Below are 25,256 nucleotides of genomic sequence, written 5' to 3'. Positions count from 1 at the left end.
CTTAAGTCGGATTCCGTTCTTTTGTATAATGCTATAAGAAGGACTAGTATAATGGAGAGATTTCTCAGGGGGTTGCTAAGGATTTGACGATCAAACTTATCCGTTATTATTTTGGTTGAATTTAAACATGAAAGTGAGCAGATACAATGTATGATGTGATTGTGATTGGTGGAGGTCCATCGGGATTAATGGCCTCAATTGCCGCCGCTGAAAATAAGGCAAAAGTTTTATTAATTGATAAAGGGCATAAACTGGGGAGAAAATTAGCGATTTCCGGTGGAGGACGTTGTAATGTAACAAACCGCTTGCCCCTTGATGAGATTATTCGGCATATACCAGGCAATGGGCGGTTTCTTTACAGTGCTTTTTCTGTTTTTAATAATGAAGATATAATTCGTTTCTTTGAACAGCTTGGAATTGAATTAAAAGAAGAAGATCATGGCCGGATGTTCCCAGTATCCAATCGGGCACAATCTGTCGTTGATGCCCTTTTAACAAGAATGGATGAACTAAACGTTGATGTGCTGCTCGATACTCCCGTTCAAAAAGTGCTTTATGATGAAGGTAAAACTACAGGGGTTCTGTTAAAATCTGGTGAAGAATATGCTGCTTCTGCTATCGTGCTTGCCACTGGAGGTGCATCTGTCCCACAAACTGGTTCAACTGGGGATGGTTATCCGTGGGCAAAGGCGGCCGGCCATACGATTACAGAACTGTTCCCAACTGAAGTGCCAATTACCTCCAACGAAGGTTTTATAAAAGAAAAGCAACTACAAGGATTATCATTGCGTGATGTTGGTCTCAGTGTGTTGAAGCCAAATGGGAAACCAGTGATTACCCATAAAATGGACATGATTTTTACCCATCTCGGCATTTCCGGCCCTGCCGCCTTACGCTGTAGCCAATTTGTCGTAAAGCAGCTAAAAAAGTCAAAGCAGCATGAAGTAACAATGGCCATTGATGCCTTGCCTGATCAAAGTGAGGAAGAACTTTTTCAAGCAACACAAAAGATTAAAAAGGACGAGCCAAAAAAGAGTGTTAAAAATGCATTGAAAGGCTTGTTACCTGAACGCTACTTATTGTTCTTGCTCACGCAATGCGCAATCGAACCTACAGAGGTTTGTGCTACCATTTCAACGGAAAAATGGCGGACCTTTGCTAAAATCTGCAAACAATTCACCTTTAAAGTAAATGGCACCTTACCTTTAGAAAAAGCTTTTGTCACAGGTGGCGGTATTTCCGTAAAAGAAATCGAGCCTAAAACAATGGCCTCCAAACTCATGCCAGGCCTGCATTTCTGTGGGGAGATTTTGGATATCTATGGCTATACAGGCGGCTATAATATTACAGCTGCACTTGTGACAGGTAGACTGGCAGGGATGAATGCCGCCCTATTTGGGAAAGAGTAAATTCCGTTTTAATGATTTTTTGAGAATCGAGCGGGTACTGCATAGGAGAAGACTTTGGGTTGCGATGAAAAATTAGAGTTGTTACACTTTTGGCTGGGGGCTTGAATTTTCGGGACAGCCGGGGCTTGCGTTGTTACACTTTTAACGGGTGCCTTGCGTTTCGGGGAGAATCAAGGCTTGCGGCTGTTACACTTTTGGAGACTTCCTTGAGTTTAGGGGACAGCCATAGTTCTGTAGGCATTTTAAATTTCTTTCCGGCACGGCCATGTCGATCTCCCGCTTTTTGCAGTTCTTCTATTCTACTCATTTAAACAAAAAAGGCAGGACTATCTACTGCGATAGCAACCTGCCTTTATGTGTTATATATGATCAATGCGCTGAAACAAAAGACTTGTTCCCCGGAAGCATCGCCAATGAGCGCAACATTATATTTAATATCAACCACATCTCTCGGCGATATTTGTTCGAGGAATTCATTCATTTCTTCCTCTAAATCCTGTTCATGGTCACAATCAAACAGCTTAACTTGTACCAATTCAATCCACCCCTTTTTAGCATGATCGCCAATACCAGTGGATTTTATACTATTCAGAAAATAAATTTTGGTTACAGCGCTAGCTTAGTACAACTCGAACCAGACATGGATCTTTTAGTTGTTGTGTATGGTCTAAATCCCTTTCCTCGAATGGATAATCTCTATCCGAGTTATTTTAGCCTGCATGGGAAATGATTCAAAAACGGGCCCTTTTACCTGTATAGAGATATAGTCTCCATTCCCTAACCCCTTAGAATAATTTGAAGAAATCTCTAATAGATTAAGACCATTGATTTCCTGAAAATATTCGACATAATTTCCTTCAGGAGATTTTGAGTCTATCCTCTCGTCAGGAAGGATTATTTTATTATAGTATTGTTGAAAGTAATGATCCATGTAATAAAAATATTGTTCCTGAGCCTCCTCTTCAAATTTCTCTCGCATATCTATAAAACCAAAGTAGAAATATCCTGTGATTTGCTCCTCCGTCTCTTCGTTCATTTTAAGAGAATTCGAACGGGCAGTAGACCGCTTATTCTCAAATTCTTGTGCATAATTATCTATTAAACTCCAAATAAACATAGCACCTAATAAAATAAAAAAACTGATAAAGAAGAATAGTATTTTTCGCATGATCCCTTTCCTTTTACCGTAATCGTTTTCTTACCGCTCTGTCCATGAAGAAAATCACAAATACCAAAAGAGTTGTCCCCAATAAAACGGATATATATATTGGCTTTTTAATCATATCGACCATGCTCCTACTTGTAAGATTTTACCGAACACAGTCCTTCCCCTTTTGTCATCCACAATCATCATATTTTCATATATTAAGACGCACTTTTAGCCTGATAAGTTTCAGTTTAAGACAAAAAGATCCCTAAGACTCATTATATAAAGCCCTAGGGATTCCCTTATTTGATCATCGATGTTATTTTTCCTTCGGAGTTGTTTCTCCTTGCCACTTAAGCATGCCGCCAACCATATTTGTTACATTATAACCTTGCGCATTTAAATATTCACAAGTTCTGCCACTGCGGCCACCTGAACGACAAATTACGATATATTCTTGATTTGGATCAAAATGGTCGAGATGCTCTGGAATTTGTCCCATAGGGATATGAACGGCATCCGAAATCATCCCTTCTGCAACTTCTTCATCTTCTCGTACATCGACTAAATTATATTTTTTTCCTGCTTCTAGATCTTTTTGTAGCTCCTCTGGGGTAATGGTCTTAATTTCGCTCATCTAATCTCCCTCTCAAATGAAATATTTCTATATTATTATCTTTCCTCGTGATTGGATAGTCAAATGAACGAGCCCATATTTAAGGAACTTGGATCAGAGATTCCGACAAACTTGATGAAATAGCGGATCTTGAAGTGAAGGGGAGTGAGCCAACTGAGCTGATATTGCTCAAGTTCGCTATGACATTGCGGAACTTTCGTCACTTATTGCGCGACTTCTTAAGGCTATTGCGCGACTTCTTAACGTGATTGCGCAACTTTCACTGGTGATTGCGTGACTTCCTCGGAGATGCGCTACTTTTACCGGTGATTGCGCGACTTCCTTCACTTATTGCGCAACTTCCTAACGCCTTTGCGCAACTTTCACCACTTATTGCGCGACTTCTTAACGTCATTGCGGAACTTTCGCCGATGATTGCGTGACTTCCTCGCGGATGCGCTATTTTTACCGGTGATTGCGCTACTTCCATCTCTGATTGCGCAACTTCCTAACGCCTTTGCGGAACTTTCACCACTTATTGCGCGACTTCTTAACGTCATTGCGGAACTTTCACTGGTGATTGCGTGACTTCCTCGGGATGCGCTACTTTCACCGGTGATTGCGCTACTTCCTTCACTTATTGCGCAACTTCCTAACGCCTTTGCGGAACTTTCGTCACTTATTGCGCGACTTCTTAACGTTATTGCGGAACTTTCGCCGATGATTGCGTGACTTCCTCGCGGATGCGCTTCTTTCACCGGTGATTGCGCGACTTCTTAACGTGATTGCGCAACTTTCACTGGTGATTGCGTGACTTCCTCGGAGATGCGCTACTTTTACCGGTGATTGCGCGACTTCCTTCACTTATTGCGCAACTTCCTAACGCCTTTGCGCAACTTTCACCACTTATTGCGCGACTTCTTAACGTCATTGCGGAACTTTCGCCGATGATTGCGTGACTTCCTCGCGGATGCGCTTCTTTCACCGGTGATTGCGCTACTTCCTAACGCTATTGCGGAACTTTCACTGGTGATTGCGTGACTTCCTCGCGGATGCGCTTCTTTCATCGGTGATTGCGCGACTTCCTTCACCTATTGCGCAACTTCCTAACGCCTTTGCGCAACTTTCACCACTTATTGCGCGACTTCTTAACGTCATTGCGGAACTTTCGCCGATGATTGCGTGACTTCCTTCACCTATTGCGCAACTTCCTAACGCCTTTGCGGAACTTTCGCCGGCGATTGCGTGACTTCCTCGCGGATGCGCTTCTTTCACCGGTGATTGCGCAATTTCTCCCTTAAATTGCGCAATCTGATGAACCAGCAAAAAAAGGCCTCATCCACTGGGATGAGGCCTACCTGTTTAATTCGCGACAATATTGACTAGTTTGCCTGGAACGGCGATCACTTTGCGAATTGTTTTATCAGCTAATTGCTGTTTGACTTTTTCATCGTCTAGCGCAATTTTTTCAAGTTCTTCTCGTGTTGCGTCACGGGATACTTTTAGTTTAGCGCGAACTTTTCCGTTGATTTGCACGACGACTTCGATTTCATTGTCAACAAGTTTGTTTTCGTCATATTCTGGCCATTTTTCATACGTAATTGTATCTGTATGCCCTAATTTCTCCCAAATTTCTTCGGCAATATGTGGACAAATTGGTGCCAACAATTTTATAAAGCCTTCAACATATTCTTTCGGTATGACATCTGCTTTATAGCCTTCATTGATGAAGACCATTAATTGAGAAATTCCTGTATTAAAATGCAACTGCTCATAGTCACTTGTCACTTTTTTAACAGTTTGGTGGTAGACTTTTTCCAAGTCGCCCCCAGTTGTATCTTGGATCTTAGTTGCAAGTGTACCATCATCTTCGATAAAGAGACGCCAGACACGATCTAAGAAACGGCGCGACCCATCGAGACCTGTCGCGGACCAAGAAATTGACGCATCCAATGGTCCCATAAACATTTCATACAGGCGTAATGTATCTGCCCCGTGACTTTCAATGACTTCATCAGGATTGACGACATTGCCTTTGGATTTACTCATTTTCTCATGGTTTTCTCCAAGAATCATCCCTTGGTTGTATAGTTTTTGGAACGGTTCTTTTGTCGGCACGACGCCAAGATCATATAAAAATTTGTGCCAAAAACGGGCGTACAATAAATGCAGGACGGCATGTTCTTGACCACCGATATATATATCAACGGGAAGCCATTTTTTCAATAATTCCGGGTCAGCTAATGCTTGATCATTATGTGGATCAATGTAACGAAGATAATACCAACTACTGCCTGCCCATTGTGGCATTGTGTTTGTTTCTCTACGGCCCTTCTTACCTGTTTCAGGATCAACGACATGTAGCCAATCAGCAATATTGGCTAACGGTGATTCGCCTGTACCCGCCGGTTTGATTTCATCGGTTTTCGGCAAAATCAATGGTAATTCTTCCTCAGGTACACCTGTCATTGTGCCATCTTCCCAATGAATAATCGGAATTGGCTCACCCCAGTAACGTTGGCGACTAAAGAGCCAATCACGTAAACGGTAGGTGATTTTCTTTGTTCCAATACCTTTTTCCTCAAGCCAAGCAATCATTTTGCTAATCGCTTCTTCTTTCCCAAGTCCATCAAGGAATTCGGAATTCACATGAGGGCCATCCCCTGTATAAGCTTCTTTGGCAATATCGCCACCAGATACGACTTCGATAATCTCCAAGTTAAATGTCTTAGCAAACTCATAATCACGTTCATCATGAGCTGGAACAGCCATGATCGCACCTGTACCATAAGACATCAAGACATAATCGGCAATCCAGATCGGAATCTGCTTACCATTGACAGGGTTAATTGCATACGCCCCAGTAAATACACCTGTTTTTTCCTTTGCCAAATCTGTTCTTTCAAGATCACTTTTAGCTTTGATTTTTTGAATATATGCTTCTACCTGTTCTTTTTGTGCGGTAGTTGTAATTTTTTCAACGAATGGGTGCTCAGGTGCTAATACAGCATAAGTCGCACCAAACAATGTATCTGGACGGGTCGTGAACACGGTAAACGTCTCAGCAAAATCAGCAATTTTAAAGGTCACTTCCGCTCCTTCAGAACGTCCAATCCAGTTACGCTGCATGTCTTTAATGCTTTCTGGCCAATCAAGTTCTTCTAGGTCATCAAGTAAACGATCGGCATACTCGGTAATTTTCAAAATCCATTGCTTCATTGGGCGGCGTTCCACCGGATGTCCGCCACGTTCACTCTTGCCATCGATAACTTCTTCATTCGCTAGAACTGTTCCAAGCGCTGGACACCAGTTCACGGGAATTTCATCCACATAGGCAAGACCTTTTTCAAACAATTTAAGGAAAATCCATTGTGTCCATTTATAATAATGAGGATCCGTTGTATTAATTTCCCTGTCCCAGTCATAGGAAAAACCAAGTTCTTGAATTTGTCTTTTAAAGGTTTCAATATTATGTTGTGTAAATTCAGCAGGGTCATTACCTGTATCAAGAGCGTATTGTTCTGCCGGTAGCCCAAAGGCATCCCAGCCCATTGGATGTAGTACATTATAGCCTTGCATTCTTTTCATTCGTGATAAAATATCGGTTGCAGTGTATCCTTCTGGGTGACCTACATGAAGGCCGGCACCAGATGGATAAGGGAACATATCCAATGCATAAAATTTCTCACCTTCACCGTCTGCATCAGTTTTAAACGTTTTATTGTTTTCCCAATATGTTTGCCACTTTTTTTCTAATTCTTGATGGTTAAAACTCATCTTTCTTCCTCCGTTCATTCGTAAAACGTGATTAGCGTGAACTTAGATCACAAGATCAATAAAAACAAGCATGAAAAGGTTGAAACAGTATCCTTTTTTAGGCGTTTGAGTGGAACTAAAGTGTATTTTCGTCATTTTACTCATTATATAATGAATAGCGTAGCTCCGCCCTTTTCCACAGAAAAAAGCCCCCCATCCCAAAGAAACCTCTGGGACGAGAGACTTAAGCTCCCGCGGTACCACCCACATTAATGCTTATTGCATTCACTCATATATCCTTAACGCGGAAAACGGCATAAACTACTTCTTTCGCTTATACAACTAAAAGGCGAGTTCATGATTCACCCTGATTGACTTCCACCAACCGTCAACTCTCTACACAGTTTGATATCATTACTATTCCTTTATTCACGTTTCAACTATTTTTTAATTCGTGTTCAAAAAGGAGGATAAAAGGGCCAAGATCGGACATTCGACACAGGTCGTGTCGGCACTAGTCGGATCATTTATCTCACAGTGTCATTTTTACCGGTCTTTTTGAACATCTTTTTTAATCAGATATTTCCAATTGTAATCAAAAATATACATATTGGCAAGTCTAGTTTTTTACTAATATCAATTAAGAAGTCATAGTGGATTGCTTTTTTAATGGTCGATCATAAAAATACGATAAGATAAAGGAAACAAGCAATAAGAAAATCAGGATAATAAATAATACCGACATGCCCCATACATCAACGAGCATCCCCCCCAGAACAGGTCCGATCATTCGGCCTCCTGTTGCTGTACTATTGACAATCCCTTGGTAAAATCCTTCCCTTCCTTTAGGAGCTAATTGGTTGGCAACAGTTGGAACAACTGGCCATACTAACATTTCTCCTACACTGAGGATGATCATAGCCGATAAAAATCCTTTAAAGCCATCCGCAAAACCCGCAACTCCGTAGGAAACCATAAAAATGGAAAATCCTACGAGCATTTGGCCTTTCAAATTTTGGCTACCCAATTTCCGCAATATTTTTTGCATGATTGGTTGGCCAAGTACAATAATTGCCCCATTCACTGTCCAGAGCAGACTATATTGATTAAGGGACATATTTAAATCCTGTGTATAAGAAGAAATCGTCGCTTGCCATTGCACATAGCAAACCCATCCTAAGAAGTAGGCGGCACAGATAATGCCCAATGCATAAAACTTGCTTTTATCCCGAATCGTTCGTCTTTCTTGCAATACATTGGATTGGCCAAGTTGTCCATCTGCCATATTTTTATAGCTGAATAAAGCGATAAACAAGAAAACGACATACATCGATAGATTGGCGAGGAAGATGTAGTCGAAAGAAAAATTAGCAACCACTCCTCCGAGAGCAGAGCCAATCGCAACTCCGGCATTTTGTGCGACATAGACGGCGTTAAATGCCCTTCTTCCGCCCTCTTTCCAAACCGAACCAGCCATCGCAAACATGGAAGGGAAAATAATCCCTCCTCCAAGTCCTAAAATAGCAAGGAAGATCACATAATAAGGCCATCCATGCCAAAACGTCATTCCTACTAAAGATAAAATAGAGATGATGATCCCTAATAAGATCGATTTATAGCCACCGATTTTATCAAAAAAAATCCCTCCTACTAGATTTCCAATTACACTAGCAGCAGAGTTTAACATCAATACTAAACCGGCAATAAATAATGATTTTCCTAAATAATCATGTATATAAATGGCGTTCAGTGGCCATAAAAAAGAATTCCCAGTCACACTAACGAGCATCCCAATGACTAATAACCATACAGCTCTTGGCATCTCTTTACATCTCCTCTCCTAATTCTGTAGGTCACACTTTTCTCTGTTGAAGAGAGTGAGGTTAACTCATTTATATAATGGATAGCTTAAGCCTGTTCTAGTTGTCCGATTGGATCGATTGGTGAAAACAAATCACCTTTTGTGCAATGCAGATGGACGCGGATTTTGCGAGCCTCTTAACACTGGACATGACTAATTTAAAATTTATATCTATATAAGTAAGTACCCATTTTTAATAACTTTTAAATCTACTATGAAAGTTTCTCTGTTTCGTGACTAAGCCATTCTAGTCCATTTGACAAGGAGAAGCAAGATGCTAGAAAATATCCAGAACAATCTTGATTTTGCAAAGGATTCTTATTTACAGAAAGAGCAAATACTCTCGCATTAAAAATTGGATTTCAAACAATTTTATAGGTATATTTTGATTAAGGTATCTAATCATTACCTAAGACAATCAAGAAGAAAGGGGTTCTACATATGTCTAAATTTAAAGTAGGTATTATTGGTTGTGGGAGAATTTTCCCAATGCATGCTTATCCGGTGAATGCCCGGGAAGATACGGAAATTGTTGCGGTCTGTGATAATAAAGAAGATCGCGCAAAAGAAAAGGCAGAAATCTTTCAATGTGCCTATTACACAGATTATGAAAAAATGCTCGATTCAGAGGATTTAGATGTCCTCCATATTTGCCTACCCCATCACTTGCACGCTCCTGTTGCGATTGCAGCAGCAAAGCGAAATATTCATATTTTGACAGAGAAACCAATGTCCATTGCTTATGAGGATGCCGTAGAGATGGTAGAAACAGCTAAAAATCAAAATGTAACATTAGGCGTTATTTTCCAAAATCGGTATAATCCTGGTTCCAAACTAATTAAAGAAATGCTGGTAAATGGAGAATTAGGTGCGATTTGCTCAGGTAAATTATCTGTTACATGGGATCGTTCTGATGACTATTATAAAGAAAGTGATTGGAAAGGCACATGGGATAAAGAAGGCGGTGGTGTCATTATTGACCAAGCCATCCATACGATGGATCTAATGAGATGGTTTGTAGATGATGAAATTCATTACGTAGATGCTACGATTAGTAATCGTGCCCACGAATTTATTGATGTAGAAGATTCCGCTGAAGGTGTTATTAAATATAAAAATGGTGTAGTTACTGCGTTTCATGCCATTAATTATTATACGTATGATGCACCCGTTGAAATCGAATTACATTGTGAAAGCGGTATCGCCAAAATGGTAGGTGACCGCGCAACTGTTACTTTGCATGATGGTCGGGAATTCATCGCTGATAATAATCCCAATGAGACATTTGATTATGACAGTGGCGCAAAAAGTTATTGGGGTGTAAGTCATATTAAACAAGTGAATAATTATTATGAGGCTCTCCAAGAAGGCAAACAACCAGAGATTACAGGGGAAGATGCCTTAAAAACTCAAAAAATGATCACAGCGATCTATGATTCCGGAAAAAAGAAAGAACGTGTGACATTCGAATAGTGAATCGAAAGGAAAAGCCCATGCCTATCCTTCTGTATTGAAAAGCGCCTTGAGCAAGCCCAAGGCGCTCTTTCTTACATCATCGTTCCATATGGAGGACGTTCTTGGTTTTGGAGAATCATTTGGTTTTGCAACTGCTGCACCTTCAGTCGAGTACGATCTAATTGTTCACGTTGTTGAGCGTTGGAGCTGTCTTTAAGTTTTTCCAGTTCCATCACCGCTTGTTCCAAACCGGCCTGAGCTTCACTAAATTCCGCATCTTGATAAAACCCTTGTCTCAATACTTCATCCAGTTGTTCATTGGCATAAAGAATGGCATCTTCACAACGATTCATACAATCTTCGACAGACTGTCGCGTCGCCACAACCGATCCTCTCCTTCACCGAATGTTCCCGCACTTAAGCGAGCGGGTATGTCTAGTTTGTTCTCAAAAGGACTTCTCTATGATAAAATTTTTTAGTGAAATTGGTTATTTTTAGAGAAGGTTCAAAAAGACTGGTTAAGATGAACGTGTCGAACATCGAAGTCATCACGGCTAGTACTTGTTTCTGCACTACTTATATATTAGGAGAGGATTTTTCTGCTAAAGGACTCATGACAATCTCCAGCACCACTATGCCAATGTGAACTTTCCACGTCCAAGATGGATAGTGTCGGATGATTGCGATTAGCTTCTACGTCTTTAGCCCTCTACTTGGTCCTTTTTATCTTTCTTTTTGAACACACACTTTTAAGGAGTTGAGTCATTTTGAAGATCGAGCCGATTCTTACATATGTCCGTTCTTTATTGGCAAAGGCTGTAATGCGGGATAATATTGTAGTGGATGCAACAGTTGGAAATGGTCATGATACCGTTTTTTTAGCCAAACTTGTTGGTAAAACTGGCAAAGTGTATGGTTTTGATATTCAAGCACAGGCGATTGAGCAAACCATGAATCGCTTAGAAACAGAAAATTTATCAGGATCTGTCCAACTTTTTCAAACAGGACATGAACATGTCGCTTGCTACTTACCTACTGAACATCACGGCCAAATAGCGGCAGCGATTTTTAATTTAGGCTATTTACCAAAAGGGAATAAAACAATTGTCACCAAACCAGAAACAACGCTATCAGCGATTGAACAATTATTACCCCTTTTGAAAGTCGGTGGCATTCTTGTACTAGTTGTCTATCACGGCCATGAAGGTGGTGCGGCAGAACGTGATGCCCTCCTTGAATATGTTTCCGCACTCAATCAAGAATCCTTTCATGTCCTACAATATGCATTCCTGAATCAACGGAACCACCCTCCCTTCGTCCTCGCCATTGAAAAAAAACGGGGCCAGTCCCCCACCACAGTAATGCGTTAACGTGATGGGGGACTGGCCCCATGTTTTAGCCGGCGGTATAGCCGTCCATTCCAGTAGAAGAAATGGCCGGTGGGTCCGCTTTGTTTCATTAGTCTTCTGGCGAGGAGGCGGACGGCTTTTTGTTCATTGACCTTTTGATCGGAGAGATATACAGCTAGTAATCCGCGGTTTATTAATTTGTGGAATTTTGAATCAGGTAAAAATTGGGTATGTTCATCCGCTTTTTCTAGAAAATGCATTAAGCGCGAAAATAGCTGTTCATCGCTCTCATAGTAGAAACAAAAATTTAAGTCCCCTTCTTTGCGATCCTCATCTTGGTCAATAAAATAGTCCAAAAGAATATGGAGTCCTTGGATATAAGGAAAATAACCGTTGCGAATTATTTTCGCATGTTCCGCTTGAAAATCCGCTCGAAGACCATAGGATACTAAACAAAAAATCCCTAATGTGGAGCCGGCACAGGCGGAAAATTCATACCAACTCATATTAGGCAACTGAGCCTGATACCTCGCAAACCAAGTTTGCAATCTTTTCTCTCGTTCCTCAACACGCACATGCTTATGTATTTGCAAAGCGCAATAATAATGACATAGCTCCATTAAATAAGGTTTAATGTCTTCATAATGAGGAAGCTCTTTAAGCATCGATTGGCAAGTGTGCACAAGCGCTGTTAAATAGCCACCATCATTCTGATCTTCGCGATAACGGTAATAATCACGCGGTTGTGCCTCCACATTAAGCGAATCGATCATTGATTCATGTAAGGCAGCGAAGTCATCAGGATCTAAAGAAGTACTGCGATCACAAAGATTATCTAAATAATCACTAATCGTTTGGTATGCAACAATAAAACGGATGGCTGTTTCCTTCCCATCCAAGGCAGTTAACGCCATAATCGAGCCCCCTTCACAATGAAAGGTTTTATGCTCGATACTGGCAAGCGCTTGATTCCTCAATTCTTCATTAGGAATCAACGCGGCTTTATTTTTCCAGTTGTTTAATTCCTGATGGGTGACAGGAAAGACTTGACGAAACACTTGATTTAACAATGTTATCGGATTTACTGGTAAAGCCATACTATTCACCTCTTCATTCTTGAAAAGTGCTGATACCTGTTTAGATCTACTTAACAGCCTGCGCTCACGACTATGACAAACCTAAATTTTCTATTGACCTCATGTCCACTAAGCTTATCGAAAAAAGCACAATAGTTCCTACAAGAAGACACCATTTCATACTTCTCTCTCATCCAAATATTGCAATCTTAATTCTACAAAGTTTTTTGCGTACAGGAAGACTTGTTCTTTTTCAGGCTCGTTAAAAATTTCATGATAACAGTCATGCCACTCTTTATAGATTTTCTCTGTACTCTTCACACGGTTAAACCATTCAAAAACTTCTAACTTATCCACAATTTTATCATCCCCACCTTGAAGAACCAATAAAGGGATATCAGGGAATTTTGACATTTGCTCAAAGGCTAGTTTCATTGCACTAACAAGCTCACGATACCAGCGTACAGAAACTTTCGTAATCGTAAGACCGTCGTTTAACGTTCTTTCTTTTACATCTTCGTCCCGTGTCGCGAGATTTACATTCAATCCAGGGTTTACTTTTAATCCTGGGGCAATCCAATTTAGCCCCACTGTGAGAGCATTCAAAGGAACGGATGGATATTCTTTTAATCCAAGACAAGGCGAGGATAACAGCAATCCATCCACGCTGATATCTGTTGTTTGTAACATCCGGATTGCGGTTAATCCGCCCATACTATGACCTAAAACAAAAACAGGAAGCTCATAGCTTTTAGCTGTTTGCACCCAATCGACTGTTTCATTCACATATTCATCAAACGAATCAATATGCCCCCGATGTGCTCTAGTCGTTAAGCCTTGTCCAGGTAAGTCCCCAGTAATAACGTGAAAACCTTCAGCTCTCCACATCTCAATCAGCCACCAATAACGTCCATGGTGTTCCATAGCACCGTGAATAATGACAATGACACCAACTGCTGGCTGTTCTGTTTCAAATTTTTTCATTTTCATTCACCACATGTTTTCAGATAGATTCTCTATCGTTATTATAACCCGATTTAACAGATTATGAGGGATTTTAGCTTACTCCCACTCGCTCACAGTTATTACATAAATTTTGCTCAACCGCCACCGTCTCTATACATTCTTTGATAAACTAAGGGAAGTACAAAGAGAAAGGATGATTTTTTTGTCTATTTACCCATTTAATGGAAAAATGCCTGAAGTAGATGATTCTGTTTTTATTGCTGATTTTGCGACGATTACTGGTGATGTGAAAATTGGGGCAGACTCAAGTGTTTGGTTTCATTCAGTCATTCGCGGAGATGTAGCGCCAACCATAATCGGTGAACGGGTGAATATTCAAGACCAATGTCTATTGCATCAAAGTCCAGATCGTCCACTAATCATTGAAGATGATGTGACGATCGGCCATCAAGTTATTTTACATAGCAGTATTATTCGCAAGAAAGCCTTAATTGGCATGGGATCGATCATTCTAGATGGTGCTGAAATTGGGGAAGGTGCTTTTATTGGGGCTGGAAGCCTTGTTTCTCAAGGGAAAAAGATTCCACCAAATTGCTTAGCTTTTGGCCGCCCTGCCCAAGTTATCCGCCCATTAACAGAAGAGGACATCCAAGATATGGAGCGAATTTCAAGGGAATATGTGGAGAAAGCAAAGTATTATAAGAAGTTAAAGAAATAGTTTTAACTGACATTTTGATCATCCAAAACTAATCAACACTTACTTCCGGGAGTCATTCTTATACACTTTATTCAGTTACCTCTGACATTTCAGTGAACATGCTGAAAAATCTTTTATTCGTGCCGATAAAATAGTCAAAGGCTAGATTAGAATAAAGGTGGATTCTCATGGTCTATTTATTGGTCTCAGTTATTGCATTAATTGCAATAATCATCATTTTCCTTATCGTGAAATTTAAGCTAAAGCAAGTGAAAAATTTATTCCTTACAGGCCTCTTAGTGTTGATCCTTGTTATTTTATTTGATTCTAACTGGAACGAAAAGCAGATCGCAGAGGGCTCCGAATCATCAATAATATCTCAAGCTGAATATGCGTTAATAAAAATAAAGGATCAGGTAAAAATCGATGCTCCGGTCATCCCGCAACTTCCCGAATTACCAAGAGGCTGTGAAGTTACTTCATTAGCTATGTTGCTTCACAGTGCTGGGGTCGAAGCAGATAAAATGGAACTCGCTGAAAAGGTGAAGAAACATCCTGCTAAAAGGGAAATAAGGGATGGAAAAATTTATTACGGTGATCCCCATAATGGCTTTATTGGAGATATGTATTCCTTTGAAACACCAGGACTCGGTGTATATCATGCTCCTATTATGGAACTAGCAGAAGCTTATTTGCCAGGACAAATGGTCAACTTAACTGGACAAACATTCGAAGAATTAAAAATTCCCCTTTCAGATGGAAGACCCGTTTGGGTTATCATTAATACCGAATATCGAAAGTTAGAAGATTCGTATTTTCAAACTTGGCATACAGAATCAGGAGAAATTCAGATTACAAGGAAGGAACATTCCGTCTTAATAACCGGATATGATAAAGATTTTGTCTATTTCAATGACCCATTAACCGGAAAGAAAAATAAAAAAGCATCAATCAAAGACTTTGAAAAATCTTGGGTGCAAATGGGGAGCCAGGCAATTACTTTCTCAGCAAAAAAATAACGGCTTTTCTTTAGAGGCATCTCAAAAATAAGTTAGTCACAAAGGCATTGTGACATACAAGGATGTACTAGTGCAAGAGAAGCAACAAAACGTTACACTGCAAGCCTGCCGCTAAAGGAGCGCGACTAGGCTGTGAACCCTTTTACACAGCAGGAACCTTCAGTTCATGCTTTTTCCGAGGGCAAAGACACCATTTTCAATCGAAAAAAGAGAGGGATTCATTTCCTCTCTTTTTTTGTTATTAAATACTTATAGTATAGCTTTTTTAACTACTTTATTTAATAAATAAGAAAGCATACTCTTTCTAGTCAGACAGGATTGTAAACCGAATGTTTTCGGCAGCTGTACTCGATGGTTTGTTTTTCTTCATATATTCTTAATAAGATATATTATTTCAGATCCAAGCACTGAAATACCCAGATATATCCCATTATGAATGGGAAGGGGATGGACAGCTTGACAAGCCACATTATACAAGAGGAAAGTCATTACGGTGAATAATACCTCCCCCGATTTTCTCCTTAAAGGGATTCATAGTAGCGATGGCGCTTGCGACGGCGTAGGGTGGTTTACCTTTTTCTATAGCGATCCTTTTAAAGAAGTCTGCACTTGCTGCCCACTTTCAGAACTTCCCGGATAATTCAAGAAATGTTTCGATAGTGCTCCCCTCCTTTCCACAAACCCGAAAGAAGATTGACAACCAACCACCCTCACAATATCTGATTCCTCGTTGCAAATTATCATATTTCCGCGAAATTCATTACAAATATCGAAACAAGCATTCTTAAAAATCGTTGTTTCTTACCCTTTAATCTCCGTCACATGATCTCGATATTCCTTCAAATTGTTTATGTCCTGAGGTAACTGCTTGCTTTTTTAGTTGCTTTTGAAAAACGACTAATTTACAGGGAATCGCAAGTAATTGCGCTAATCTCGGAAATGAAGCAGCAAAGCTATCAGTACGGATCTGCTGATACCCAAGACGTGTATACCAATTTTCCAATATTACTTTAGATGGGTGAGACCCTTCTTCAGGGACTAATAGTTCAAGTTGCATCTTATGAAATTCTTCATTTCGGCATTTCTCTTCTGCAAAGAGGATTAGCTTTCGTCCAATGCCAGTTCCTTGGTATTGCTCATCGACAGCAAGCATTCCTAATTCTCCCGTCTCTTTGTCAATCCAGGTGACACGCACACAGCCAATAATTTGCTCCATGGATCGAGCGACGGCGATTTCACCATTCTCCGTATACTCTGCGATTTCTTCGACTGTTGTACGGACTGCGCCATCCATCCAAAGATTCTCCTCTGAAACCCCATACACATCGTTCACAATATTTGTCACTTTTTTCATATCCTCTAAATTACTACTTGCCTGACTTGGTAACATTTGAATTTCTATTGACTGCATAAACACCTGATACCTCCTTATTTCAAGCTTAATGAGTTAGTCCTCCTCATTTTGTGGGAATCAACTAGGTTTAGTCCATTCATATCTATGTATTGATTCTACTACCTCATTTTTTAAAAAAGAGCCAAGGCTATCACCTTGGCTCTTTTCATTACGAATGGGCAACAGCTAGTTCTTTCCCAAAATCGTATTGTTCTTCAACATAGACCGCATGCCAAACCATAAAGACAAGCACAGTCCAGATTTTACGACTGTAGTCCATTTTTCCTTGGCAATGATCTTCTAATAAGTTTAATACATATTGCTTATCCAAAATATAATCTGTATCACTATTACGAATAATTTCTTTTGCCCACTCATACATTTCATCTTTTAACCAGTGACGAATAGGGACAGGGAAGCCTAGTTTTTTCCGATCTAAAACATGGTCAGGGATTATGCCTTTTGCAGCTTGGCGCAACACATATTTCGTTGTCCCTTCCGCTGTTTTTAAACTGGTTGGAATTCTTGAAGCGACATTGAATACTTCCTTATCCAAAAACGGCACCCGTAATTCTAGGGAATGGGCCATTGTCACTTTATCGGCTTTCAGCAAAATATCGCCACGCATCCATGTGTGAATATCGACAAATTGCATCCGATCGACGGGATCATAACCAATTGTATCTTGATAAAGTTGGCGAGTAATATCTCGGTAATCAATACTTTCATTATATTGCTTTAATAAGCGGCGTTTTTCGCTTTCCTCAAACATCTTGGCATTGCCGATATATCTTTCTTCCATTGGGGTTACCCCACGTTCAATGAAGCTTTTGCCTTTTACTCCTTCAGGAAGGACATTCGCTAATGCGCGTAAAATCGTTTTTCCCACTTTAGGTATTTTATTAAATACTTCTAAAGATTGTGGTTCACGATAAATATTATAACCACCGAATAACTCATCTGATCCTTCTCCAGAAAGTACGACCTTCACATGTTTCCGTGCTTCTCTTGCTACAAAATAAAGCGGCACACAAGCAGGATCCGCCAATGGGTCGTCCATATACCACATAATCTTCGGTAATTCTTTCATATATTCTTCCGGTGTAATCACATAGCTGATGTTTTCAACACCTAATTTATCTGCTGTTTCTTTTGCCACATCAATTTCACTAAAGCCATCACGCTCAAAACCAACGGAAAAAGTTTTGATTTTTGGATTATATAATTTCGCAATTGAAACAATAATCGTTGAATCAATCCCACCGGATAGAAAAGAACCAACAGGCACATCACTGCGCATATGCACATTCACGGAATCAAATAAAACTTCCTTGATTTCCTTAATAAAATCCTGTTCAGATTTTTGTACAGGTTGGAAATGGGCTTTCCAGTAACGTTGGATATTCATTGGCTGATTTACTTTTTTAACGAAATAATGACCAGGTTCTAATTTCTTAATCCCTTTTGTCATTGTTTCAGGTTCTGGGACAAATTGATAGGTTAAATAATGCTGTAAAGACTCATGATTTAATTCCTTATTTTCGATCGCAGGTAAAATACTCTTTTTCTCTGACGCAAAAAAAGTCCTAGCACCATCTTCTTTATAAAAGAATGGCTTAATTCCAAATGGATCGCGCGCCCCAAACAATGTTTGCTCTTCTTTATCCCAAATAAGAAAAGCAAACATCCCCCGGAGCTTTTCTACTGCCTTTTCACCTAACTGGCTGAAAAGGGCAATTAAAACCTCTGTATCAGAATCTGTGTCAAACGTAAATCCTGCTTCAATCAGTTCTTCACGCAATTCCACATAATTATAGATTTCTCCATTAAAAATAATCCAATAGCGGTCATTTTCATAAGAAAGCGGCTGTTTTCCACTTTCAATATCAATGATGCTTAATCTGCGAAAACCAAATTGAACATGTTCATCTTCAAAATAGCCTTCATCATCTGGTCCACGATGAGTAATAATCGTATTCATTTGATGAAAAAGCTCTTGATCAGGATTTTTACCTGATGTTGGATGATCATGGACACAACCGATAAAACCGCACATGTTTCGACACTCCTCTATTATAAACAACAGTACTCATTTTCAATGCTTCTATTTTAGCATTGATTGCGAATCTTTGTCAGTATTTATCCGTAAAAAAAGCTGCAAAAATGAATCGAACGTGAATTGTATTGATCATCATTGCTACTACCAATATGGGTAATCATGTTTATAGCAACGAAGTTCACAAAGGTGTAACACTTACGAGAGCTCCCTACTTCAGCCAAAATGGGAATAAAAGGAGAAGATTTTCGAGCCTACGGCCATGACGGCGCATGCTTTGCTGTTCATCCGTTTGCTCCTAACTTTTTTGTATAATCGTCAAAAAATAACAGAGCAAATCTTGCCCTGTTATTTTTACCTAAATATCTGTAAACATGTATATTTATTAGATTTATTGTACAGCTTTTAAAAGCTCTTCTGCCTTATCTGTTCTTTCCCATGGGAGATCTAGATCAAGCCGTCCAAAATGTCCATAGGCGGCAGTTTGTTTATAGATTGGACGTCTAAGGTCTAACATCTTGATAATCCCAGCCGGGCGTAAATCAAAATGGGCACGAATCGCCCCCACCAGATTTTCTTCAGACACTTTCCCTGTTCCAAATGTATCAACAGAGATCGAAACAGGCTGAGCAACGCCAATCGCATAGGCCAATTGCACTTCACATTTATCCGCTAATCCTGCTGCCACAATATTCTTTGCTACATAGCGGGCTGCATAGGCTGCTGAACGATCTACTTTCGTGGGATCCTTTCCAGAGAAAGCTCCCCCTCCATGGCGAGCATAGCCACCATACGTATCAACGATGATTTTTCTTCCAGTTAAACCAGCGTCCCCTTGAGGTCCACCAATCACAAATCGACCTGTTGGATTAATAAAATACTTTGTTTCCTCATCCAATAACTCTTCAGGCACAACAGGTGCAATCACACAGTTTTTCATATCCTCTTGAATTTGCGCTAGTTCAATATCTGGGTGATGCTGAGTAGAAATAACGATCGTATCGATTCGCACAGGATTACCATCTTCATCATATTCTACCGTCACTTGCGTTTTTCCATCTGGTCGTAAGTAAGGAAGAACTTTTTGCTTTCTTACCTCTGCTAGCTTTCTTGACATTCGGTGCGCTAATGAGATCGGAAGCGGCATTAATTCCTCTGTTTCATTACATGCATAGCCAAACATTAAACCTTGATCCCCAGCACCAATTGCTTCAATTTCAGCTTCTGTCATTTTTCCTTCTCTTGCTTCTAACGCGGTATTCACCCCTGAAGCAATGTCAGGTGATTGTTCATCAATCGAAGTCATAACCGCACAAGTATCTGCATCAAATCCATATTTTGCACGAGTATAGCCGATTTCCTTTAATGTTTCTCTGACAATTTTTGGAATATCCACGTATGTTGTTGTGGTGATTTCCCCTGCTACAAGCACAAGTCCTGTAGTAACTGAAGTTTCACATGCCACACGAGCATTGGGGTCATCTGCCAAAAGTTCATCTAAAATAGAGTCGGAAATTTGATCACATATTTTGTCTGGATGTCCTTCTGTGACAGATTCCGAAGTAAATAAACGTCGATTGTTTGACACCTAAGTTCCTCCTTAAATAATCTCCTAAGAAAAGCGCACGGCGTCCGCAAAATAAGCAACTAAAATTGTGACAAATTAACGCCACGACCGCAAGCCAATCGCGCCTAGAGCTGGATAACATATACCAGTCCTATAATAATTCCAAGGAAATTTTTATACATTCTTATCTCTTAAAAAACGAAAAACCTTTCCCGCATAAAAATAGAGGAAAGGTTAATTCTTATCCGAGCCTTTCACTCTTATCGTCCAAGGCAATTGCCTTGCACCAGGTTAGCACCTTGCTACGGAAAACCATTGATTCGTAGTAGGTTGCTGGGTTTCATAGGGCCTGTTCCCTCCACCATCTCAGGATAAGAGTATCCGTTCAATGTAAAATCATAACGCAAAATTCGATAAGGGTCAAGCACGGAATTGCAATTAGATCACTCCTTAGACGATTAAATAGGAATGGTAACGATAAATCTTAGTTTTTAAGGAAATGTATGGCTAACTTTTAGACAAATAAAAATAAGCATTCGTTTTATTACATGTGGAAAACATTTATACCGCTTTTAGATAGAAACATTGGAATGTCCAAGAGACATTTGGCTTCCCACTATTCTTTCCGGAAAATACAGAAAGACCTTTTGCTTATCGCAAAAGATCCCTCGTTTTAATTACTTGAATGTAAGGCAAGTAGCTGGTACGTAATAATCGTTTGGTTATTCTCCCACTCGACCTTTTGAATCTTAGCTGTTGCCCGGTAGTCACTTTCAATTGTATGCCGTAACTCAATAGGAATATCGATTGGATAAAGCCGATATCCATCTTTTTTCAAAGTAAATTGATTTTCTTGTTGTCTTTCTTCTTTCCCTTTTGTCACAATCATTGTATTTAATTCTAAGGGCATACCCATGATGATCCCCCATTTCTAATTGAATGATTTCCATTATATTATATCGTGATTATCTCGCTGTTTCATCCAATAACAAAGATCTTTCACAACTTTTCGATTGATCGCTGGTGGAAAATAGTGGGTATAGTTTTCAAAATACCAAGTTTCCACATACTTTCCAAGACTGTGTAATCTCTTTTCTAAGCGATATGCATGCTCGATCGTCACATTATCGTCAAGCATACCGTGGATAATTAAAACAGGCGGTTTCATTGCTTCCATTTCATAAAGTGGTGTACGCCATCGGTATTCCTCTAGAGCTTTCTTCGGTGATCCACCAATTACCCTTTTCATCATCCGTCGCAGATCAACACGCTCCACATAGGTTAAAGCTAAATCTGATACACCTCCCCAAGTTACAATCGAAGCAGCATTGCTGTATTGTAATCCTGTAAGGAGGGCCATCACACCGCCTCGCGAAAAGCCAAAAATATGGATTCGCTCCGGAAGAACACACGGATGTCCCTGTAGTAATGCAAAACCAGCAAAGGCATCTTGGCGATCTTCACCAGCAAAATCTTCATTACCCTCTCCCCCACGATTTCCACGGTAAAAAGGGGCAAATACAATAAAACCTTCTGAAGCAAATTGGGCTATCCGCGCCGGTCTAACCATCCCTACATTTTTAATCCCGCCCCGTAAGTAAAGAAAACCTTCATATTCGCCCACTTGCTTCGGTTCCGCTAATAATCCCTTCACCTTTAAGCCAGCTGATATATAGGTAACTAAAAATAGTTTCACAAAAGGATTTGGTGAAGGGAATAAAGTTTTTTCCACAATTTGTCCATCTTGTCCCATCTAGATCGCTCCTTTCCACTAGGCTATCACACAATTTCCTTATCCTCATATAATAATTGTAAATTGGATGCACACAGAACAAAAGCATAGGGCATTCGCATGACTTTCTTGTCCCACTTCATGTCAACCTGCCTGCACTCTCATGATCCGGGATCCCTTTCATATCAGTTTTTTGACCATAAACTAGCACTTGTAGCTGAAGTTAACCCTATGCTGAAATTCTATAAAATCCTAAGCAACAAGGAGGAAACTGCCATGAAGGCAATATTAAAATTTGGATTTGTGATTCTACTGGCTTTGCTCACAGCCTTCGTCCTAACTGCTTGTTCCCAAAAAGATACATTAGAAAAAGTAAAGCTTGCTGAAGTGACACGTTCTATCTTTTATGCTCCCCAATATGTTGCCCTTGAAAAAGGCTTTTTTGAAGAAGAAGGACTGGATGTTGGGCTCACAACAACATGGGGTGGCGATAAAACGATGACCACTTTGCTCTCAGATGGGGCCGATATTGCCCTTGTTGGATCTGAAACCTCTATTTATGTAGATGCCCAAGGGGCTACTGATCCAGTTATCAATTTTGCCCAACTAACCCAGACTGATGGCACCTTCCTTGTTTCCCGTGAGAAGATTGATGATTTTGATTGGGAAATGCTAAAAGGTTCCACTTTTCTTGGTCAAAGAAAAGGGGGAATGCCGCAAATGGTTGGAGAGTTTGTTTTGAAAAAGAACGATATCGATCCCCAAACTGATTTAGAACTAATTCAGAATATTGATTTCGGTAATATTCCGAATGCCTTTGCCTCAGGAACTGGTGACTTTGTTCAGCTTTTTGAACCAACAGCTTCTGTTTTTGAAAAAGAAGGAAAGGGCCATATTGTCGCTTCATTTGGTGAAGAATCTGGTCAAGTTCCTTATACCACTTTTATGGCGAAACAAAGCTATATGAAGAAAAATCCAGAAACGATTGAGAAATTTGTGCGTGCTCTTCACAAAGCGCAAGCCTGGGTAGAGGAAGAAGATACAGAAGAAATCGCCAAGGTAGTCGCTCCCTATTTTGAAGACTCAGATGTCGAGACTTTAGCGGTCGTTGTCGAACGTTATCGTAGTCAAGGTTCTTTTGCAACTGATATGAAGTTAACAAAAGATGGTTGGGAAAATTTACAAGCCATTATGGAAGAAGCGGGAGAACTTCCGAAAAAAGTAGACTATGAAAAACTTGTCAATACATCAGTTGTAGAGAAAGTTACAAAATAATAAGAAAAATAAATACATCTTGATAACCAGCTAAGGCGCGATATCTAATTATCTCACACTATTTTCTCAGCAAAACGGCTGATGACTAAACCTAGAGAATAGTCACTCAAAGACTAGCGCTGGAGCTGGACGAAGCAAGCAGAAATATAGTTCAGCATTACATGTAATCATTACGATTTGCTACTTTTTCTAAAGGAGGACCGCCCCATGAGTTTTATCGAAGTAGAGCAAGTCGGACATCATTATTTTACTCCATCCACTGCAACTGTGGCTTTGGAGGATGTCTCCTTTACCATTCAAAAAGGAGAATTTATTTCTTTTCTAGGGCCAAGTGGATGTGGCAAAACGACAATGCTTTCCATTTTAGCTGGCTTAATCAACCCTACAACAGGGAAAATTCGTATTGATCAGCAAATACCTGATCAAGATGCAAACTTCATCGGCTATATGTTACAACAAGATTATTTATTCCCTTGGAAAACGATTGAGGAAAATATTTTACTTGGATTAAAAATAAATGGCCGTTTAAGTTCGAAAACAAAGCAAAGTGCACTGAGCTTTTTAAACCAAATTGGTTTAAAAGGAGTCAATCAGCAAAAACCTCAACAATTATCAGGAGGTATGCGGCAACGAGCAGCACTAGCAAGAACGATGGCCGTAAATCCAAAGCTTTTATTATTAGATGAACCATTCTCAGCATTAGATTATCAAACCAAATTAAAATTAGAGGATTTGGTCGCCGAAATTTTAAAAGCTTATGGAAAAACAGCGATTCTTGTGACCCATGATATTGGTGAAGCCATTTCCATGAGTGATCGTGTTTTCCTTTTCTCAGGAAGTCCTGGTAAAATCCATCGTATCTTTAATATTCCGAAAGAATTGAGGTTATTAAAGCCTTTCGATGTAAGGGGACATGATTCTTATAATCAAATCTTTCAAACGATATGGAAGGAGTTGGAAGCTCTTGAAGGCCAATCAACCTAACCTCCTTCATGCTCAATATAAACAAAAGCTAGTCAAGGAGAAAAAATGGGTACTATTTTATCAAATATTAATTTTTCTCCTCTTTTTTTCGTTGTGGGAAATCTCCAGTCGACTTCATTGGATTGATCCACTAATCTTCAGTTCTCCGATAAAGGTAGGATCATTATTAGTGGAGAAAGTACTAGATGCTTCTTTGTTTACCCATTTAGGTGTGACAGTTTTTGAAACTGTCATGGGCTTTATTTTAGGGACTGTGCTAGGAACCATTTTGGCCGCCATCCTCTGGTGGTCGCCATTCTTTTCAAAAATTGCTGACCCTTATCTCGTGATCTTAAATGCGATGCCAAAGGTTGCCCTTGGCCCAATTCTTATTGTTGGTCTTGGCCCAGGCTTTACTTCCATTATTGCTATGGGGACACTTGTATCAGTCATTATTACCACTATTGTCATCTATACTTCATTTCGGGAAGTGGATGATCACTATATCAAAGTATTAAAGACATTTGGCGCAACTAGAAAACAAATCTTTAAAGAAGCCATTTTACCTGCTTCCTTTCCTACCATTATCTCGACATTAAAAGTTAATGTGGGCTTATCATGGGTTGGGGTGATCGTTGGAGAGTATCTTGTGTCCGCTAAAGGACTTGGCTATATGATCATTTATGGGTTTCAAGTGTTTAATTTTACCCTTGTTATGCTCTCGCTCCTCTTAATCGCTATTTTTGCAACGATGATGTATAAAGGGGTAGAATGGCTGGAAAGAAAACTATTAAATGAAAAATAACTGTTGCAAAAAAGCTGGGAGAAAATTGTTTTCACCAAGAACTGAACTATTAGCGTGCATATAACCCGCTCTGGGAATATCCCTCGCTAAGATCATGCATTGTTCATCTTTGGA

At 39.9% G+C, this 25,256-nt stretch carries 22 protein-coding genes, 1 riboswitch and 1 other annotated feature; of the genes, 8 read left to right on the top strand and 14 right to left on the bottom strand.

Annotated features, from left to right (window positions below; all coding sequences use genetic code 11):
* Nucleotides 1–146: 146 nt before the first annotated feature.
* Entirely contained in the window at nt 147–1,409 is a 1,263-nt protein-coding gene (locus J2Z23_RS10970; protein WP_057982132.1) for a BaiN/RdsA family NAD(P)/FAD-dependent oxidoreductase, read from the top strand.
* Nucleotides 1,410–1,542: 133 nt separating this feature from the next.
* Here J2Z23_RS10970 and J2Z23_RS10965 read toward each other — a convergent pair whose 3' ends face one another.
* The 6 genes from J2Z23_RS10965 to J2Z23_RS10940 form a co-directional block, all read right to left on the bottom strand.
* Nucleotides 1,543–1,716: a hypothetical protein gene (locus J2Z23_RS10965; RefSeq protein ID WP_209973937.1), complete on the bottom strand. Its 174-nt coding sequence runs from the start codon at nt 1,714–1,716 to the stop codon at nt 1,543–1,545.
* 45 nt (nt 1,717–1,761) lie between these two features.
* Nucleotides 1,762–1,944, bottom strand: coding sequence for a sporulation protein Cse60 (locus J2Z23_RS10960; RefSeq protein ID WP_057982134.1), 183 nt, complete (start codon nt 1,942–1,944; stop codon nt 1,762–1,764).
* Between the two features lie 132 nt (nt 1,945–2,076).
* A complete protein-coding gene (locus J2Z23_RS10955; protein ID WP_057982136.1) occupies nt 2,077–2,577 on the bottom strand; it encodes a DUF3221 domain-containing protein in 501 nt (166 codons plus the stop codon).
* 298 nt (nt 2,578–2,875) lie between these two features.
* Nucleotides 2,876–3,193: a rhodanese-like domain-containing protein gene (locus J2Z23_RS10950; protein ID WP_057982138.1), complete on the bottom strand. Its 318-nt coding sequence runs from the start codon at nt 3,191–3,193 to the stop codon at nt 2,876–2,878.
* 1,341 nt (nt 3,194–4,534) lie between these two features.
* Entirely contained in the window at nt 4,535–6,949 is a 2,415-nt protein-coding gene (gene leuS, locus J2Z23_RS10945; RefSeq protein WP_209973935.1) for a leucine--tRNA ligase, read from the bottom strand.
* Nucleotides 6,950–7,156: 207 nt separating this feature from the next.
* Nucleotides 7,157–7,369: a binding site (T-box leader), on the bottom strand.
* A gap of 199 nt (nt 7,370–7,568) precedes the next feature.
* On the bottom strand, nt 7,569–8,750 hold the full coding sequence (locus J2Z23_RS10940; protein WP_057982147.1) for an MDR family MFS transporter: 1,182 nt from the start codon (nt 8,748–8,750) through the stop codon (nt 7,569–7,571).
* A 480-nt stretch (nt 8,751–9,230) separates the two neighbouring features.
* On the opposite strand from J2Z23_RS10940, the gene J2Z23_RS10935 reads away from it, so the two are divergent.
* Nucleotides 9,231–10,262, top strand: a complete 1,032-nt coding sequence (locus J2Z23_RS10935) for a Gfo/Idh/MocA family protein (protein WP_064468529.1) — start codon at nt 9,231–9,233, stop codon at nt 10,260–10,262.
* A gap of 74 nt (nt 10,263–10,336) precedes the next feature.
* Here the strand turns inward: J2Z23_RS10935 and J2Z23_RS10930 are convergent, their stop codons facing one another.
* A complete protein-coding gene (locus J2Z23_RS10930; protein ID WP_209973932.1) occupies nt 10,337–10,627 on the bottom strand; it encodes a YtzC family protein in 291 nt (96 codons plus the stop codon).
* Nucleotides 10,628–11,011: 384 nt separating this feature from the next.
* Here J2Z23_RS10930 and mnmM point away from each other — a divergent pair, with 384 nt between their 5' ends.
* The gene (gene mnmM, locus J2Z23_RS10925) at nt 11,012–11,614 is read left to right on the top strand and encodes a tRNA 5-(aminomethyl)-2-thiouridylate-methyltransferase MnmM (protein WP_057982153.1); all 603 of its coding nucleotides are present in this window, start codon (nt 11,012–11,014) and stop codon (nt 11,612–11,614) included.
* Here the strand turns inward: mnmM and J2Z23_RS10920 are convergent.
* Both J2Z23_RS10920 and J2Z23_RS10915 read right to left on the bottom strand, forming a co-directional pair.
* Entirely contained in the window at nt 11,611–12,690 is a 1,080-nt protein-coding gene (locus J2Z23_RS10920) for a tetraprenyl-beta-curcumene synthase family protein (protein WP_057982161.1), read from the bottom strand. The two genes, mnmM and J2Z23_RS10920, sit on opposite strands and share 4 nt — an antisense overlap.
* Before the next feature lie 156 nt (nt 12,691–12,846).
* The gene (locus J2Z23_RS10915; protein WP_057982163.1) at nt 12,847–13,653 is read right to left on the bottom strand and encodes an alpha/beta hydrolase; all 807 of its coding nucleotides are present in this window, start codon (nt 13,651–13,653) and stop codon (nt 12,847–12,849) included.
* A 184-nt stretch (nt 13,654–13,837) separates the two neighbouring features.
* Here J2Z23_RS10915 and J2Z23_RS10910 point away from each other — a divergent pair, with 184 nt between their 5' ends.
* The gene (locus J2Z23_RS10910; protein ID WP_476629904.1) at nt 13,838–14,353 is read left to right on the top strand and encodes a gamma carbonic anhydrase; all 516 of its coding nucleotides are present in this window, start codon (nt 13,838–13,840) and stop codon (nt 14,351–14,353) included.
* Between the two features lie 167 nt (nt 14,354–14,520).
* Nucleotides 14,521–15,351, top strand: coding sequence for a C39 family peptidase (locus tag J2Z23_RS10905; RefSeq protein WP_057982167.1), 831 nt, complete (start codon nt 14,521–14,523; stop codon nt 15,349–15,351).
* Nucleotides 15,352–16,159: 808 nt separating this feature from the next.
* Here J2Z23_RS10905 and J2Z23_RS10900 read toward each other — a convergent pair.
* From J2Z23_RS10900 to J2Z23_RS10880, 5 genes are all read right to left on the bottom strand, one after another.
* Nucleotides 16,160–16,762, bottom strand: a complete 603-nt coding sequence (locus J2Z23_RS10900; RefSeq protein ID WP_082881407.1) for a GNAT family N-acetyltransferase — start codon at nt 16,760–16,762, stop codon at nt 16,160–16,162.
* A 151-nt stretch (nt 16,763–16,913) separates the two neighbouring features.
* The gene (gene asnB, locus J2Z23_RS10895) at nt 16,914–18,800 is read right to left on the bottom strand and encodes an asparagine synthase (glutamine-hydrolyzing) (RefSeq protein ID WP_064468528.1); all 1,887 of its coding nucleotides are present in this window, start codon (nt 18,798–18,800) and stop codon (nt 16,914–16,916) included.
* Nucleotides 18,801–19,191: 391 nt separating this feature from the next.
* Nucleotides 19,192–20,388 (bottom strand): methionine adenosyltransferase, encoded by a 1,197-nt coding sequence (metK, locus tag J2Z23_RS10890; protein WP_057982172.1) that lies wholly within the window; start codon nt 20,386–20,388, stop codon nt 19,192–19,194.
* A 236-nt stretch (nt 20,389–20,624) separates the two neighbouring features.
* A riboswitch (SAM riboswitch) is annotated at nt 20,625–20,745 on the bottom strand.
* A 295-nt stretch (nt 20,746–21,040) separates the two neighbouring features.
* A complete protein-coding gene (locus tag J2Z23_RS10885; protein ID WP_057982174.1) occupies nt 21,041–21,283 on the bottom strand; it encodes a DUF2584 domain-containing protein in 243 nt (80 codons plus the stop codon).
* Between the two features lie 33 nt (nt 21,284–21,316).
* The gene (locus tag J2Z23_RS10880) at nt 21,317–22,120 is read right to left on the bottom strand and encodes an alpha/beta hydrolase family protein (RefSeq protein WP_057982176.1); all 804 of its coding nucleotides are present in this window, start codon (nt 22,118–22,120) and stop codon (nt 21,317–21,319) included.
* A 255-nt stretch (nt 22,121–22,375) separates the two neighbouring features.
* Here J2Z23_RS10880 and J2Z23_RS10875 point away from each other — a divergent pair, with 255 nt between their 5' ends.
* The 3 genes from J2Z23_RS10875 to J2Z23_RS10865 all read left to right on the top strand — a co-directional run bounded on the left by J2Z23_RS10875 (nt 22,376) and on the right by J2Z23_RS10865 (nt 25,142).
* Nucleotides 22,376–23,374 carry an ABC transporter substrate-binding protein gene (locus J2Z23_RS10875; RefSeq protein ID WP_209973930.1) on the top strand — a complete coding sequence of 333 codons (999 nt, stop codon included), beginning with the start codon at nt 22,376–22,378 and terminating at the stop codon, nt 23,372–23,374.
* Nucleotides 23,375–23,581: 207 nt separating this feature from the next.
* A complete protein-coding gene (locus J2Z23_RS10870) occupies nt 23,582–24,358 on the top strand; it encodes an ABC transporter ATP-binding protein (RefSeq protein ID WP_057982181.1) in 777 nt (258 codons plus the stop codon).
* A complete protein-coding gene (locus tag J2Z23_RS10865; RefSeq protein ID WP_238456189.1) occupies nt 24,339–25,142 on the top strand; it encodes an ABC transporter permease in 804 nt (267 codons plus the stop codon). The genes J2Z23_RS10870 and J2Z23_RS10865 overlap by 20 nt, the downstream gene beginning before the upstream one ends.
* The last annotated feature ends 114 nt before the right edge of the window (nt 25,143–25,256 follow it).

It is taken from the genome of Lederbergia galactosidilytica, assembly GCF_017873565.1.
Classification (GTDB): domain Bacteria; phylum Bacillota; class Bacilli; order Bacillales; family Bacillaceae_C; genus Lederbergia; species Lederbergia galactosidilytica.
Note: the sequence above shows the minus strand (reverse complement) of the source record. Positions and strands in the feature narration are given on the sequence as shown.

Coding starts and splice junctions, on each gene's coding strand:
- J2Z23_RS10950 (WP_057982138.1), bottom strand. CDS start 3,193: ATGAGCGAAATTAAGACCATTACCCCAGAGGAGCTACAAAAAGATCTA.
- J2Z23_RS10935 (WP_064468529.1), top strand. CDS start 9,231: ATGTCTAAATTTAAAGTAGGTATTATTGGTTGTGGGAGAATTTTCCCA.
- J2Z23_RS10920 (WP_057982161.1), bottom strand. CDS start 12,690: ATGGCTTTACCAGTAAATCCGATAACATTGTTAAATCAAGTGTTTCGT.
- J2Z23_RS10885 (WP_057982174.1), bottom strand. CDS start 21,283: ATGGGTATGCCCTTAGAATTAAATACAATGATTGTGACAAAAGGGAAA.
- J2Z23_RS10870 (WP_057982181.1), top strand. CDS start 23,582: ATGAGTTTTATCGAAGTAGAGCAAGTCGGACATCATTATTTTACTCCA.
- asnB (WP_064468528.1), bottom strand. CDS start 18,800: ATGTGCGGTTTTATCGGTTGTGTCCATGATCATCCAACATCAGGTAAA.
- J2Z23_RS10970 (WP_057982132.1), top strand. CDS start 147: ATGTATGATGTGATTGTGATTGGTGGAGGTCCATCGGGATTAATGGCC.
- J2Z23_RS10905 (WP_057982167.1), top strand. CDS start 14,521: ATGGTCTATTTATTGGTCTCAGTTATTGCATTAATTGCAATAATCATC.
- J2Z23_RS10900 (WP_082881407.1), bottom strand. CDS start 16,762: ATGCAGTCAATAGAAATTCAAATGTTACCAAGTCAGGCAAGTAGTAAT.
- J2Z23_RS10965 (WP_209973937.1), bottom strand. CDS start 1,716: ATGAGTAGAATAGAAGAACTGCAAAAAGCGGGAGATCGACATGGCCGT.
- leuS (WP_209973935.1), bottom strand. CDS start 6,949: ATGAGTTTTAACCATCAAGAATTAGAAAAAAAGTGGCAAACATATTGG.
- J2Z23_RS10880 (WP_057982176.1), bottom strand. CDS start 22,120: ATGGGACAAGATGGACAAATTGTGGAAAAAACTTTATTCCCTTCACCA.
- J2Z23_RS10940 (WP_057982147.1), bottom strand. CDS start 8,750: ATGCCAAGAGCTGTATGGTTATTAGTCATTGGGATGCTCGTTAGTGTG.
- J2Z23_RS10915 (WP_057982163.1), bottom strand. CDS start 13,653: ATGAAAAAATTTGAAACAGAACAGCCAGCAGTTGGTGTCATTGTCATT.
- J2Z23_RS10875 (WP_209973930.1), top strand. CDS start 22,376: ATGAAGGCAATATTAAAATTTGGATTTGTGATTCTACTGGCTTTGCTC.
- J2Z23_RS10955 (WP_057982136.1), bottom strand. CDS start 2,577: ATGCGAAAAATACTATTCTTCTTTATCAGTTTTTTTATTTTATTAGGT.